Here is a 14,553-nt window from a genome sequence, read left to right on the forward strand (position 1 = left end):
ATGAGATCCGCAAGATCGAACGCCAGCTCATGTCGTGGCACCGGCAGAACCAGACAAGCCAGCGGCTCGAGACGATCCCCGGCGTGGGCATCATCACGGCCACCGCGCTCGCGGCCAGTGTGCCGGATCCGTCCGTCTTCCGATCCGGTCGTCAGTTTGCAGCCTGGCTGGGCCTCGTGCCGCGGCAGAACTCGTCGGGCGGCAAGGAGCGACTGGGGCGCGTGTCGAAGATGGGGAACGGCTATACGTCAGCAATCGTGACACCCGACCACAACCAGCCAAACCGTTGCAATGAGGCGGGGTCCATATACGTCCACACATGACAGGGCCGTTCGAGAACGACGGCAGCATCGCCTTGAACTTTATGAAGGCTGTCAAGCGGGTGATGGCCGGCGAGTACATCGCGTGGCGGGCGTAGTCGCGGATCCGCGCACTGGCCCCGGAACGGCGCGATCCGAGCGGCGCCGGCGCGGCCGCGCGCGCTCTCCAGCGTTGTGCCGAGGGGCGGAAACTGCTAAGCGGAACCGGTGGTCTTGGGGGCTCTGACTGCTGGTGGTGATATCGACTATTTGTCGCGTTCTCTTGCAGGAAAATAACAGAAAACGAGAGTCTCCGAAGTCGCTGCGGTGCAGAATGAAAAGAACGCCTGTTGAATTTCCGAACCCCGATGAAAAACTCACGTTCACCGGGGAAAGATATGTGTCCGGGCACGAGGGGCCCACGCAGCACGCGCATTACCACCGATATTTGTTCGCTCTACAGTTTTGCTCGGGCAAGGATGTTCTGGACGTTGCCTGCGGCGAGGGATACGGCGCGAGCTTGCTGGCCTCCGCCGCGTCCTCGGTTGCCGGGCTCGACGTCGATGGAGAGACGATCGCCTTTGCTCGCCGGAACTACGACAGAGACAACCTGACCTTCAGGCAGGGCGACGCGACGCGCATGCCGTTCGACAATGGCAGCTTCGACGTCGTCGTCAGCTTCGAGACGATCGAGCACTTTGCAGAGCACGAGGCGTTTCTGGCCGAGATCCGCCGTGTCCTCCGGCCGCGCGGGCTCTTGATCATATCGTCCCCGAACCGGCCGATCTATTCGGACAAGCCCGGATACGATAACCCGTTCCACGTTCGGGAGCTCGATTTCGGGCAGTTCGATGAATTGCTGAAGACGCATTTCAAACATGTCCAGATGCTTGGGCAGCGCAAGATCTGCGGCTCGTATCTGGTGCCGCAGGAAGCGGATGGTTCGGATCTCGCGCTCTTCGACACCGAGGATGGCCTGCGATACGCCCACGAAGACGGGTTCTGGTCCTCGGAGTATTTCGTCGCGCTGGCCTCCGATTCCGCCCTCGAGCAGACCGCGGGTAGCCTCCTCTCGAATGACAGCTATGTCGGCACGCTGCATTCGGCTGCGCGATATTATGAGAGGATGCACAATGAGGCGTCCTCGCGAGCGAACGAGATCGAAGCGCGTCTGCGGCGGAGCGTCGAGCGCGAAGAGCAGCTCCAGGCGAACATTGTCGCGCGGATGGGCGATCTCGAGGCGCGGCTGGAAGCGGGCGCCGAACGCGATGAGCGCCTCTACGGGGCCGCGCTCGAGAGGATGGGCGACCTCGAATCCATGCTGCGACAGGCAGCCGAGCGCGCCGACGGGCTTCAGAGAGATGTGGTTCGCGGCGTTCAGAGCCTCGAAGCTCGTCTCAGGGAAGGTTCCGAGCGGGAGAAGCGGCTCCAGAGCCGGCTCGAGGAGGTCCAGTCGTCGATTCAGACGCTGAATTCACAGGTGGAGCGATCCCTGATGCTGCAGATTCCGAGGCTTGACGGTGGTTACATGAGGTCGCTTCGCGTGCGCCTGGAACCGGCGCTGCGACACCCAGTGAACGCCGCCAAGCGGCGCGCCTTCAGGGCCGGCCTGAAGGAGACGCTGGCGAAAGCCCCGAAGTCTCGCGGAACGTTGCGCCTTGGCGAGCAGCTCGAGCGTCTTGCCTGGCGGAGCGAGGCCGCTGTGCGGCATCCCTTCTCCAGCAAGAAACGGCGGAAATGGCGGGCCGCCAACCATCCCGAGGTGCGCCCCGCGGTCGCGCCGGCGCGGGCGTCCCAGCGGGCCGCCGCGGCAACTTCCTCCGAAGTCGTGACCGCACCCGCAGGCGGCGAGACGACGCTGCATGCCCGGCTGTTCGACCAGTGGGTGCACAACGCGATGTGCGAGTATCCGAAGTCGGACTTCGTCCCGCTGGCGCGAACCGCGCCCGCGGTCGCGAAATCCGACGTCTGGCTGATCGCCTATTATCTTCCCCAGTTCCATCCGATCCCGGAGAACGATGCCTGGTGGGGCAAGGGCTTCACCGAATGGCGCAACGTGACGCGGGCCTATCCGCATTTCGAAGGGCACTACCAGCCGCGGATGCCGGGCGAGCTCGGCTATTACGACCTGCGGGTGGTGGACGTGATGCGCCGCCAGGTCGAGCTGGCGAAGCTCTATGGCATCAGCGCATTCTGCTTCCACTTCTACTGGTTCGGCGGCAAGACGCTGCTCGAGACGCCGCTGAAGAACTACCTTGAGAACAAGGACATGGACCTGCCGTTCTGCCTGTGCTGGGCGAACGAGAACTGGTCGAGGCGCTGGGACGGCAGCGAGCACGAGATCCTGATCGCGCAGTCGCATTCGCCGGAGGACGATCTCGCCTTCCTGCGATATGTCGACAGGTACTTCCGCGACGAGCGCTACCTGAAGATCGACGGCCGCCCCGTCCTCACCGTCTACCGGCCGTCGCTGCTGCCCGACGCGGCCGCGACCGTGGCGCGCTGGCGCGACCTGGCGCGCGAACTCGGCTATCCGGACCTCTATCTGATTGCGACCAACTCCTTCGCCTTCACCGACTACGAGAGCTTCGGCTTCGATGCCTTGTCCGAGTTCCCACCGCACCATGTGCGGGCGTCGAACGTGCAGGACGAGTTCGAGCTGTCCAAGTTCCGGACCGGCTGGCGGATTCGCTCGTACGCCGAGATCGTCGAGACGGAGAAGTCGCGCAAGGTCGTCGGCGCGACCGTCCATCCGGGGATCATGACCTCGTGGGACAACAGCGCCCGGCGCCCGGCGAACGGCGAGATCATCCACGGCGCCACGCCCGCGCTCTTCAAGGAGTGGATGAAACAGTGCTTCTCGCGCGCGCAGGCAAATCGCGCTGGCGAGCGGCTCGTCTTCGTCAATGCCTGGAACGAATGGGCCGAGGGCACCTATCTCGAGCCGGACCGGAGATATGGCTACGCCTTCCTCGACGCCTGCGCGTCCGTCGTGCGCGAGCATATCCAGAACCTGCCCGTTCCGGTCGAGATCATCCCCGGCGCCCCGGAGTGGGACGAGGAAGCGAAGACCGTGCTGTTGTGCTCCCACCATGCGGGCAAGCAGATCTTCGGCGGAGAGCGGAGCTTTCTCGATGTGCTCCGCGCCCTCAGGGGGAACGGGTTCAACGTCGTCGTGACGCTGCAGGAAGCCACCAACGAGGCCTATGTCGACACGATCCGGGGCCTGGCGCAGGAGATCCGCGTCTTCCCCTACAACCAGTGGACCGCCGACATGGCGGCGTCCCTCGCGTCCGAGCCCGTCTTCCGGGCGATCATCGAGGAGGCCCGCCCCGACATCGTCTACGTCAACACGCTGGTCGTGGTCGCCCCGCTTCTCGCCGCTCGGATGTGCGGGGTGCCGAGCGTCGTGCATGTGCGCGAGATCATCAGCGAGGACAAGGAGCTGCAGCGCCAGATCGGCCTCGATGCGGCGGCGATCGTGGCCCGGGTCGCCCGGTCGGCCACGCGCCTCATCGCCAACTCGAAGGCGACGGCCGGGTGCCTCGGCAGCTCGGCGGAGACGGATCTGGTGCCTAACGTGGTCGACGTGGCGGCGTTCGAGATGCCGAACGAGGTGGGAGAGAACGTCGTCTTTGGCCTGATCAGCAGCAACTATGCCAAGAAGGGCATCGAGGACGTGGTCGAGCTGGCGCGCCTTTGCCGCGACCGCGCGCCCGCCGCGCGCTTCCGGATCATCGGCCCGCTCTCGCGGCCGCTGGTCCAGGACTACCTTGGCGGGACCGCGCCGGTGCCGGACAACCTGGAATTTGTAGACTACACGGCGTCTCCGCAGGAGGCGCTGGCCGGCGTCAACGTCGTGCTCAACTTCTCGCACTTCAAGGAGTCCTACGGGCGCACGGTCCTCGAGGGGCTGGCGGCGGGCCGCCCTTGCATCGTCTATGACTGGGGCGCTCTCCCGGAGCTGGTCGAGCACGGCGTGAGCGGGTTCCTGGTACCCTACAGGAAGACGGGCGATGCGGTCGAGTTCGTCAATGCGCTCTGCGACCCGAAGACCATCCTGCGGATGGGCAAGGCGGCTCGCGAGCGGGCGCAGTCGATCTCCCGCTGGGAGGCCTTCTCGCAGGGGATCGGCGATGCCGTCCGCGCGGCGGTGGCGGCCGGCCAGACCGATGCCCGTCCCTATTCGCAGCTGCGCGAGGAGCGGCTCGCCCCTCTCCGCGACCGGCAGATCGACATCGTGATCTGCGTTCACAATGCGCTCGAGGATGTCAGGCGGTGCCTCGACTCCGTCGTCCGCCATCGCGGTCCGCAGCACCGGGTGATCCTGGTCGACGACGGCTCGGGCGAGGAGACGAAGGCCTATCTTGCCGACTTCGCGCGGTCGAACGACTTCGCGACGCTCCACCGGAACGAGACCGCCCAGGGCTACACCCGCGCGGCAAATGCCGGTGTCGGTCTCGCGACGGCGGAGTTCTTCGTCCTCCTGAACAGCGACACGGTGGTGACCGCCGGCTGGGCCGAGAAGCTCCTCGACGCGGTCTCGTCCGTGCCGGGAGCGGGCGTCGTTGGACCGCTCTCGAACGCCGCCAGCTACCAGTCGATCCCGGGCGTCACCGGCACCTCGACCCAGACGGCGGTCAACGAGCTCCCGGACGGGTTCTCGGCCGACGACATGAATGCGTGGTGCGAGGCTCGCAGCCCGGCGTCGCCGCCTTGCGTGCCGATGGTGCACGGCTTCTGCTTCGGCATCACGCGCGAGGCGTGGAACGCCGTCGGCCCGTTCGACGAGGGCGCGTTCCCGCGCGGCTATGGCGAGGAGAACGACTTCTGCTTCCGGGCCGTCGATGCGGGCTTCGCCCTCGTGGTCGCGACGCACACCTACGTGTTCCACGCGAAGTCCAAGAGCTACTCGGAAAAGAAGCGCCACGAGCTGTCCGAGATTTCCCAGGAGAAGCTCTACGAGCGCCACGGGAGGGACCGCTTCATGAGCGCGATCGAGGTGCTCGCCGAGCAGCCTGTCCTCGAGCGGCTCCGCGGCGAGTCGGCCGAGTTGTGGCGGCGGGAGCCGGAGGCGGACCGTTCGGGATCGACCGCGGTCGCTTGAGGTCGGCGAGGCCGTCACGTCGGCGAGGTCGACGAACGGTCCGCGTCGCGGCGCCACTCGCCGGCGCTGTCATGTGTGGACGGCTCCGGTTGTGAAAGGGTTGAGTTGAGCGGGTGGCGATCGGAGCGGGGAGCGGTCATGTGTCCGGCCTTTGTGCACGGTGCATTTGACCGCTGGCCCTGATGAGGTCCGCGTACCGAGTCCCGATCAGACAACCGAGCTTTGACGCCCTCACAGCACCTCGGGGTGTCCCGGCAGCGATCCCGGTCGATCATCATCACTCACGTCTGCCCTTGCATCCTTTCGCCGCGGCCTGTGGCGCCGCGGTTCGTCGCGCCATCTCAGGCCGCGGTCGGGGCCTCGTAACTTTCACCTCGGGTCAGCAGCGCCCATGCCGTCCGAGCGGTCTTGTTGGCGATCGCGACGGTGAAGAGCCGCGGTGGCTTGCGTTCGAGGAGCGATCGCACCCAGGCGCCGGTTCGGGTGTTGATGGTTGGCGCTCGTCGGGTGACGGAGGTGGCGCCGACGACGAGCAGGCGGCGCGTCGCCTGGCACTACATCGCGCCCGGCAAGCCTACTCAGAACGCGTTCATCGAGAGCTTCAATGGAAGGCTCAGGGACGAGCTGCTCAACGAGGAGATCTTCGAGACGCTCGCCGACGCAATGCGCCGGCTGCAGCTCCGGCGGCACGACTACAACCACGTCCGCCCGCATTCCTCCCTGGGCGGGCTGACGCCCGCCGCGCGCGGTGCGCTCGAGCTGGATGAAGGCTTCAAGCCCGGCGCGCTCGCAAAGACCAACAGTCTGGACTATCAACCCGCAGGACTCTCCATTTGATCGAGAGACCCTGAGGGCTCAGGTCAGTCGAAGGAGCCTGTCGTAGCGCGGGAGGACCGCGGACTTCGAGAAATGCTCGTGCGCGACACGGTGTCCCGAAACGGCGTACCAGTCGCGCGCGGACGCATCATGCATCAGCCCGTGGATCGCTTCGGAGAAGGCCCGAACGTCGGTCGGATCGACATACACCGCGAAATCGCCGCTGACTTCGCGCAGGCCGCCCCGGCCGGAACTGATGACCGCCGCCCCGCCCGCATGTGCTTCGAGCGCCGTCCGTCCAAAAGGCTCGTTCCAGAGAGACGGCACGAGCGCGATGGCGGCGTGCTCCATAGTGCGTTTCACGACGTGAAAGGGCTGCTCGGTCAGAACGTCGATTTTATCGTTGTGGGCGATCAGCCGACGGGCGGTTTCGGCGTAGTCGGGTTGCTCGGCGCATCTCGACAGGATGAATTTCGCGCGCCATTCCGTTTGTTCCTTCAGAATCTCGAGGGCGCGAACGGCTTCGAGCACGCCCTTCTCTGGCACACACCGGCCGGCAAAGACGATTTCCTTCCTGCGCTCGGGGTTAGGGTTCCACTCGGAAAAATCAAGAAAGTTGTGAATCGTGATCGACTTGGGCCCGAGTTTGCCGAAGTGCTCGGTGAAATTATCTCTTACTGAGTCACTCACAAAGACAAAATGATCCAGGCAATTGAGCAGGTAGCTTTTGTAGATGCGCTTGAAGAAGCTCAACCGCTTATGCCGGATGTAGTTGTGACGGTGCAGTATGATGGCCCTGTCCCGGACCGCCCGGCAAAGGCGCACGGCAGTCGGAATATGCTGATGGACGACGATGACCCGGGGATCGAAACGCCGCACGAGGTCCACGCAGAATTTCACGCCGTCTCTGGACGACATCCCCGCCGGCATCTCGACAAAATCTATGCCGGGCAGGCGCGTCCCGCTAGTCATGCCGCAAACAACAGTTTCGGCTGAGAAAACACTGTGACGCGCGAAATCATACGCCACCAAGTCGATCGACGATGCGTGCTCAATACTGAAGTCCATATTGCGTGGAAGAATGATAAGGACTTTATATTTTTGGTTCATGCCGGCCTCTGTACAGCATTCTATGGCGTTGGGTCCGATGCTGCGATGTGGGGTTCCACCAACGTGTCGGCGGCGAGGCGCCGCTTCCGCCGCAGCGCGTTGATGGTGACCGAGTTTGCGTCACGCGTTTCGGGGATTGCAGGACGCCCACTCGCGACTGGGATCATCACCTTCTTCCACCGTTTGGTTGCGGGTTCAATCCTAAGCTGTGCCGCTGCGGCGGGTTTTCCGATGGGCCGAACATCATGGACGCGAACTAGATGTTCGGTCCCGGGATGAGATGGTCTGGATGACGTCTGAAGCGGTGCGGCTCTGATGTCCATTTCTGGGAGACGAACTCGAACGGCGTGAGGCCTCGAAGCGTCTTCAGGCGCCTGGCGAAGTTGTAGGCGTCAAGGAAGGTGCTGAGATGCGGACGCAGCGCGTCGTGCGTCTCGTAATCGTATCTGCGCACGGTCGCCTCCTTGAGCGTTCGGTTCATCCGTTCGACCTGGCCGTTGGTCCACGGGTGGTTCGGCTTGGTGAGCCGGTGCTCGATCTCGCGGTCGGCGCAGGCGAGCTCAAAGGAGTGGCAGCGGAACAGCTCGCCGGCGGCTCTCATGCGCCTGATCTCCGCGGGTCGCCAGCCGTCGCCCGTCGGCTCGGTGAAGTGCGTGCCGTTGTCCGTGAGAACGGTATGGATCCGAAAGGGAACTGCCCCTGCCAGGCGGCGCAGAAAGGCGGCGGCGGCGCGACGCGTCACCCTCTCATGCAACTCGGCGAAGGCGAACTTGCTGGTCCGGTCGATGGCGACGAGCAGATAGAGCTTGCCCTCCTCGGTCCGGACCTCGTCAATGTCGATATGGAACAAGCCAATGGGATAGGCCTTGAACGCCGCCTTCGGCTTCGTCCCCTCCAGCTCCGGCAATCGGCTGATCTCGTGACGCTGGAAACAGCGATGAAGCGAGGAGCGGGTCAGATGCCGGATGGTCGCCTGGAGCGCGTAGAGGCAGTCATCGATCGGCATAAGCGTATGGCGGCGGAAGGCAACGACCAGCGCCTCTTACTCCTTGCTGAGAACCGACGAGCGGCCTTCCTTCGGCCCCATCGGCGCATCGTCGACGATCTCGCGCTTGCGCCACTTCCCCACCGTCTTCGGGTTGATCCCGTGCCGCCGGCTCAGCTCCGAGATCGAAGACGACGGTCGCTGTTTCGCAGTTCGGACGGCGTGCGTGGTCGCGGCGCTTCCGTGGAGTGTCTCGCCCATAGCCCCTCGCTGGAGTGACGGCAGAACGATACCCCATTATACTCCGGGACTAATACCAGCGCTCATTGATCAGAACTCATGCGCCCAAGTCCGTCGCCCGATCGACGAGATGCGCCACGGCTGCTCCATGAGCTTGTTCCAGCTGTCGCAGCAGTGGGCAATGATGTCGTCGTCGTTCCTGAAGACGCGGTTCGAGAGCCAATTGTCCCGGAGGAACTGCCAGACGTTCTCGACGGGGTTCAACTCCGGCGACCTCGGCGGGATCGGGACGAGGGTGATGGTGTCGGGGACGGCGAGTTTCGATGACGTATGCCAGCCAGCCTGATCGAGAAGCAGAATGGCGTAGGCGCCTGGCGCGACCTCGGCATTGATGAGCTTCAGATGCTCTGCCATGGCGTGGGTGTCGCACCAGGGCATGACGAGGCCTGCGCCCTTTCCCTGCGCCGGGCAGATGGCGCCGGAGACGTAGGCCCATTTCGTGCGCTGATCGTGAGGCGCACGAGGGCGGGTCCCGCGTCGCGCCAACCGTCTCGTCAGCTTGTTCTTCTGGCCGACCCTTGCCTCGTCCTGGAACCAGATCTCTATCGGCGGCCAGCCATGCTCGATACGGATGGCGGTGACGACGCTGCGGAAGTTTTTTTGAACTCCGCGAGGGCGTCCTCGTCCTGGGCGTAGTGCTGCGGGCGGGCCGAGAGCTTCCGGAATCCCATGGCGCGCAGCCCCCGCCCCAGAGTCTGGCGGCTCACTGAGACGCCCATCTCATCATGCGCCCATTGGGCCAGATCGACCAACCGCCAACGCACGACGCCGTCCAGATAGGGTTTCGGCCCTGCCTCTATCGCCGCGGCCAGCTTCGTGCGCTGTTCGTCCGTCAGGATCGGCCGCTTGCCCCGCGCCTTCCGCGTCCTTAGCGCCTCCGGGCCGCCGACGTTGAAGCGCAGCACCCAGTCCCGGACGACCTGGAGCCCGACCCCGCCCGTCCGGGCCGCCTCGCCGCGCGACCCGCCGTCGAGGATCACCGCCAGCGCCAGCAGCCGCCGCGTCTGATCCGCGTCGTCACTGTCGCGCGCAATGCGCCGCAGATCATCTGCAGAATGATCCGATCGCAAGGGAAGCGCTGCCGCCATGGAAAACCTCCTCCGTTTTCCATGGTGAATCACCCTCGCGACCGGCGGAGAACCCCTTCCGGAGAGTCTGAGTCAATGAGCCGCGGTATAAACATCTGAGCGGGCGCGCCACAACATTGCGGGCACGACGCCTTGGCCGGTGAGGCGAAGGCGGAGCCGACCGCGCGCGCGTGCGGAATGTTCGCGGCCTTTCTCGTCCGCGGCTCGGGGACGCCCGCCGCGGCGGTTCATTCGCCCCTGATCTTGGCGAATTCCGTGGTCGTGCTGCGCGGCCCTGAGAAGCGAGGCGACGGATCGCGCGGCTGGAGCGAGCGGCCGCTGCCCAGCGTGAGCAGCTCGATCTCGATGCCAAACGTTGTCGACGCGAGCGCGTTCTCGGAGTTCGTGAAGCGGCGATTGACGAAAAGCCCCACCGCGCAGCATTCGTTCTGGTACAGGAGGCTGCCACCGACCTGCACGAATTCCTTCACTTCCAGATCGCGCTGCACATAGCCGCGCGCGCGCCACTCGGGGGTAAGCTGGACACCGACGAACCCCGCGACTTCCTCGCGATCGTCCGGCGTTCCGGAGGCGGGGTCCGCCCTCAGGAACGCATAGCGCGCCGACACCGAGTGCCCCAAGTAGGACAAGTTCGCCGAGAGCTCGTTGCGGTTGACGTCCAGGTCGTCATCGACGCGCAGCCTCTGCCGCAAGGTGAAGGCGCTGCCGAACGACATCGACCACGCCCCGACCCAGTCCGACCGCAGGCCGTCGAGGCCAGTCCCGGCGTCGAACTCGTCGGCCTCTTCGAACCGGAGGATGCGTCCGAGGGTGGCATCGACGCGCACGCCGTCGTCGACGATCCGCTCGTATCGCAGCCCCAGCGTCGCGCGCGAGCCCTCCTCGAAGCCGTCGATGCCCGAGAAGCGGCTGGTGTCGAACAGGTTGGTCTCGTCGAATTCGGTCTGCTGGCTGTCCTCGTTCACGTATTTGGCGTCGTTGAGACCGGTCGGGGCGACGACGATCTGGGCGATCGGCTCGACGATATGGGCGCTGCCGCCGTCGGCTTCTTCCCAGATCAGCGGGTAGCGCGCCTCGGCGCCGATCAGCGGCGCGAGGCGGACCGAAGTCTCGTCGCCCACGGTGGGATCGTCGTTGACCACGAACAGGTCGCCCCGGACCTCGGCAAACCCTCGCAGCGCCAGGCCCACGGGCAGGATCTCCTCGCGTGCCCAGTCGGCGCCGACCGATAGGCGCGTGACGTCCCGTCCGTTGTTGCGGAACAGGGTCTGGGTGTCGGCGAAGAAGCCGACCTCGCCGCCCAGATAGGGGTCGGGGTATTCCTTTCGCGCCTCGACCCGCGGCAGGACGCGCGGGATCTGGCCTGCCGGGTCGTTGTCGCGCAGTGACTGGAAATAGATGCCCGAGAGGTCGTAGAAGCCCGAATTCCAGTAGTTCCGCACGAACGCCTCGCTGGTCAGCGTGTCGTCGTCGCTGAAGTCGAATCGGCGCAGATAGGCGTCGTCGGAGGTCGTCCGCACGTCCCAACCCCAGCGCGCGCCTTGGTCGAGCCAGTCCGCCCGGAAGATCCCGCGGGTGTCGACGTGACCCTGAAAGCCGGCATCTCCCGTGTAGTCGGTATGTGTCAGGCTGCCCGAGAAGAGCATCGAGCCCTGCTCGAACGCCCGGCGATACTCGAACTCACCGATGGCGCCGTCTTTCGTGGTGAGGAAGGGGGTGAGGGTCATGTCCGACTGTTCGTCGATCACGACGTAATACGGCAGCTTCGCGCCGAAGCCGTAGTTCCCCGATTGCCTGAACGAAGGCATGAGGAAGCCCGACGCGCGCTCGACGGTCGGATCGGGGTGCTGAAAGTATGGAAGCCAGGCGACCGGCACGCCGAACAGGTCGAAGGTTGCGTTCTCGTAGTGGATGGTCTTCTCGACCTCGTCGTGGATGATCCTGCGCGCCCGGATCCGCCACAGCGGCGTCGGGTCCTCCTCGCAGACGTCGCAGGGGCTGTAGACCGCCTTCGAGAGGGTGTTGTAGCGCTCCTCGATCCGGCGTGCCTCGACCGCCGAGAGGCGCACCCGCTCGCCCAGCACCGCGCGGGCGCCGCGCACCAGGCCGTCGCGCAGGTTGGCATCGAGATCGGCGAGATCGGCATAGACCGTTGCGCCCGTGGGGTCGCGCAGGATGATGTTGCCGGTCGCCTCGATCCGCTCGGCCCGGCTGTCGTAAATGAGCTCGTCGGCGGTCAGCGTGCGCTCCCCATAGAACACCTCGACATTGCCGCGCGCGATCACGCGGCCAGTGTTGGCGTCGTATTCCACCGCGTCGGCGATCAGCGCGACCGGCAGGTCGCGCTCGATCGCCACATCTCCGAGCGCAGCGATCGGGGATTGCGCCAGCGCCGGAACATGGCCGGCACCCGTCGCCGTGCAGATGGCAATGCCTGCCGCGGCGAGGCTGCTCATTCGGCGCGTCATCGGCATACCCATCCCCCCGGATTCTGCGGCGGCCGCGCCGGGCCGCGCCCCCTTTTAGCCATCCTCGAAATGCAACAGCAAGCTGAGAGCGAGCAGCATCGCGGATGCCGGCGGGGCCCAGGCTGCGAGCGTGACCGGCACCACGCCCGATGCGCCCAACGCGCGGGCGATGTCGGACAGGAAGAAGTAGCCGAACCCCGCGATGACGCAGCCCAGTGCCATCATCCCGAGGCCGCCGAAGCGCACATGCCGCATCGAGAACGCGGCGCCCACCAGCACCATCGCGACGAAGGCCACCGGCACCGCGAGCAGCACGTGCCAGTGCAGCCGGTGCCGTGCCGAGGAGAAGCCCGAATCCTCGAGCACGGCAATGAACTCGGGCAGCTTCCAGAAGCTGATCGTCTCGGGCGGCGCGAAGCTTTCCTGGATGCGCTCGGTCGTGAGGTCGGTGGGGATTGTCATCTCGTCGGTCACGACGGCCACGGTCTCGCGCTGCATTGTCTGGGTGTCGTCGATCGCGCCATCGGTCCCGAAATCCCAGCGATGCACGCCCGAGAGGCGCCAGACACGGTCCCCCAGCGCCGCCGAACGCGCGTCGATCCGCCGGATCAGCCGGTCGGAGGTGTCGAACTGGAAGATCGAGACGTCCCACAGCCGGTCGACCGGGCCCGAGGCGCGGGCGGCATTGATCACCGTCTGCCCAACCTGGTCGCCCTGCCGCAGCCAGAGCCCGTCGGCCGAGACCGACAGCGACGAGGACGAACGGCCGAAGAACCGCTCCTCGAGCTGCATGAAGCGCCCCGCCAGCGCCGAGGCAACCGGGTTGTAGACCGCGAACGACAGGACCCCCAGCATCACGCCCGCCGTAACCACCGGCGCGAGGATCACCCACACCGACACGCCCGCGCCGCGCATCACGACGAGCTCGGAGCTGCGCGCGAGCCAGGCGAAGCAGGCCATCGACGCCAGAAGCACCGTGAAGGGCGCGGCGGTGATGGTGATCGCGGGCGCCCGCATCGCCGCCATCATCACCAGGTCGGCGAAGCTCGCGCTGCCCGCCCGGTTCGCCCGCATCAGCTCGACCAGATCGACGATCGCCACGAGCGCGAAGACCGCGAGGAACGCCGCGAGCGCGATGCCGAGGAAGCGCCGCAGGATATAGAGCGAGAGGGTCTGGCTCATCGGCGGCTCCTTGCCGCGAGGCCGGTTGACTGGGCGGCCTGCAATTCGGCCCCAGGCATCCGCGCGCCGTGCCGCGACATCAACCAGATCGCAGCCGCGATGCCGGCGAGCGGCGGCAGGTAGAGCAGGGGCCAGAACGCCGCCTGGGCCGCGACCATGCTCTTGATCGCGAGGCCGCTGACCCGCAGCAGCAGCGCGAGCCCCACCGCCACGACGACGCGGCGGCTGAAGCCGCGCCGGCGGAAGCCCGCGACCACGACGACCGCGACCGCGAGCAGCATCAGCGCCGGCACGTAGAGGGGCGAGGATAGCGCCTCGTGCCCCTCGGCCCGGAACTCGCCGAGCGTGCGTCCCCCGGTCTCGTCGGCGCCGATGGTCAGCAGGCGGCCGACATAGAGCTCGCTCGGCTTGCGGTCGCGTTCGGGGCCAGTGTCGGTGAATTGCGACAGGTCATAGCCGAACTGGCTGAAGCGCAGGACCGAGAGGGCCTCCTCGGTCCCCTCGCGCGCGATCTGTGCGACGCCGTCGAACATCACCAGCCGCAGCCCCGACCCGTGGTCCAGCAGCACCGCCCGCTCGGCCGTGTAGGTCGCGATCTGCGAGGGGTCGCGTTTGTCGTGGACGAACACGCCCAGAAGCTCGCCGCGCCGGCCGATCTGGCGGATGTAGACGGTGACGCCGCGCGAGGGTGTCAGGAACGCGCCCTCGCGGATGAAGGCGGCGGCAACGTCGCCCCGCACCTGGCTGATGCGGTCGCGCAGCTCACCTTGGGTCGCGGGGACCAGCCACAGCGTGATCGCCGCGGCCACCACCATCAGCGCGCCCGACGCGATCGCCACGGGACGCAGCAAGCGCAGCCGCGAGACGCCGGCGGCGCACATCACGACAAGCTCGCTCTCGGCGTCGAGCCGGTTGATCGCGTAGAGCGTCGCGGCGAACGCCGCCACCGGTAGCACGATGGTCATCACCCGGGGCAGCAGCAGCGCGGTGAACTCGAGGAACACCAAGCCCGACTGGCCGTTGTTCACCACCGTGTCGATCACCCTGAGCGACTGGCTCAGCCAGATCACGCCGGTGAAGACCAGCACGAAGAACAGGAACGGGCCGATCATCTGGCGGATGATGTAGGTGTCGAGGCGCGCCACGCGGTCGGGCTCCGGTCAGGTCTGTTCGGGTCGCGCGGATCATGGTGCGCGGA

General features: G+C 66.1%; 6 protein-coding genes and 4 pseudogenes. 3 read left to right on the forward strand and 7 right to left on the reverse strand.

Annotated features, from left to right (window positions below; all coding sequences use genetic code 11):
* Window positions 1–26 precede the first annotated feature (26 nt).
* A pseudogene (locus tag M1105_RS10660) lies at window positions 27–245 on the forward strand (transposase); the annotation flags it as partial.
* A gap of 388 nt (window positions 246–633) precedes the next feature.
* Complete coding sequence (locus tag M1105_RS10665; protein WP_249580349.1) at window positions 634–5,406, forward strand: glycoside hydrolase family 99-like domain-containing protein; 4,773 nt, start codon at window positions 634–636, stop codon at window positions 5,404–5,406.
* 341 nt (window positions 5,407–5,747) lie between these two features.
* Here the strand turns inward: M1105_RS10665 and M1105_RS10670 are convergent.
* Window positions 5,748–5,948, reverse strand: a pseudogene (locus M1105_RS10670) (IS110 family transposase); the annotation flags it as partial.
* Between M1105_RS10670 and M1105_RS10675 the strand changes: the two are divergent.
* A pseudogene (locus tag M1105_RS10675) lies at window positions 5,947–6,243 on the forward strand (integrase core domain-containing protein); the annotation flags it as partial. The pseudogenes M1105_RS10670 and M1105_RS10675 sit on opposite strands and share 2 nt — an antisense overlap.
* Window positions 6,244–6,261: 18 nt before the next feature.
* Here the strand turns inward: M1105_RS10675 and M1105_RS10680 are convergent.
* The 6 genes and pseudogenes from M1105_RS10680 to lptF all read right to left on the reverse strand — a co-directional run bounded on the left by M1105_RS10680 (window position 6,262) and on the right by lptF (window position 14,500).
* A complete protein-coding gene (locus tag M1105_RS10680; RefSeq protein WP_249580350.1) occupies window positions 6,262–7,332 on the reverse strand; it encodes a glycosyltransferase family 4 protein in 1,071 nt (356 codons plus the stop codon).
* 256 nt (window positions 7,333–7,588) lie between these two features.
* A pseudogene (locus tag M1105_RS10685) lies at window positions 7,589–8,578 on the reverse strand (IS481 family transposase).
* Window positions 8,579–8,647: 69 nt separating this feature from the next.
* A protein-coding gene (locus M1105_RS10690; RefSeq protein WP_249580351.1) for an IS630 family transposase occupies window positions 8,648–9,705 on the reverse strand; the annotation gives its coding sequence in 2 pieces (ribosomal slippage) (window positions 8,648–9,213 and window positions 9,213–9,705; 1,059 coding nt in all).
* Between the two features lie 227 nt (window positions 9,706–9,932).
* Window positions 9,933–12,173: an LPS-assembly protein LptD gene (locus M1105_RS10695; RefSeq protein ID WP_249580352.1), complete on the reverse strand. Its 2,241-nt coding sequence runs from the start codon at window positions 12,171–12,173 to the stop codon at window positions 9,933–9,935.
* A 54-nt stretch (window positions 12,174–12,227) separates the two neighbouring features.
* Entirely contained in the window at window positions 12,228–13,355 is a 1,128-nt protein-coding gene (gene lptG, locus M1105_RS10700) for an LPS export ABC transporter permease LptG (RefSeq protein ID WP_249580353.1), read from the reverse strand.
* On the reverse strand, window positions 13,352–14,500 hold the full coding sequence (lptF, locus tag M1105_RS10705; protein ID WP_249580354.1) for an LPS export ABC transporter permease LptF: 1,149 nt from the start codon (window positions 14,498–14,500) through the stop codon (window positions 13,352–13,354). Before lptF ends, lptG begins: the two co-directional genes overlap by 4 nt.
* Between the last annotated feature and the right edge of the window lie 53 nt (window positions 14,501–14,553).

Origin of the sequence: Thermohalobaculum sediminis (assembly GCF_023487995.1) — a bacterium.
Lineage (GTDB): Bacteria > Pseudomonadota > Alphaproteobacteria > Rhodobacterales > Rhodobacteraceae > Thermohalobaculum > Thermohalobaculum sediminis.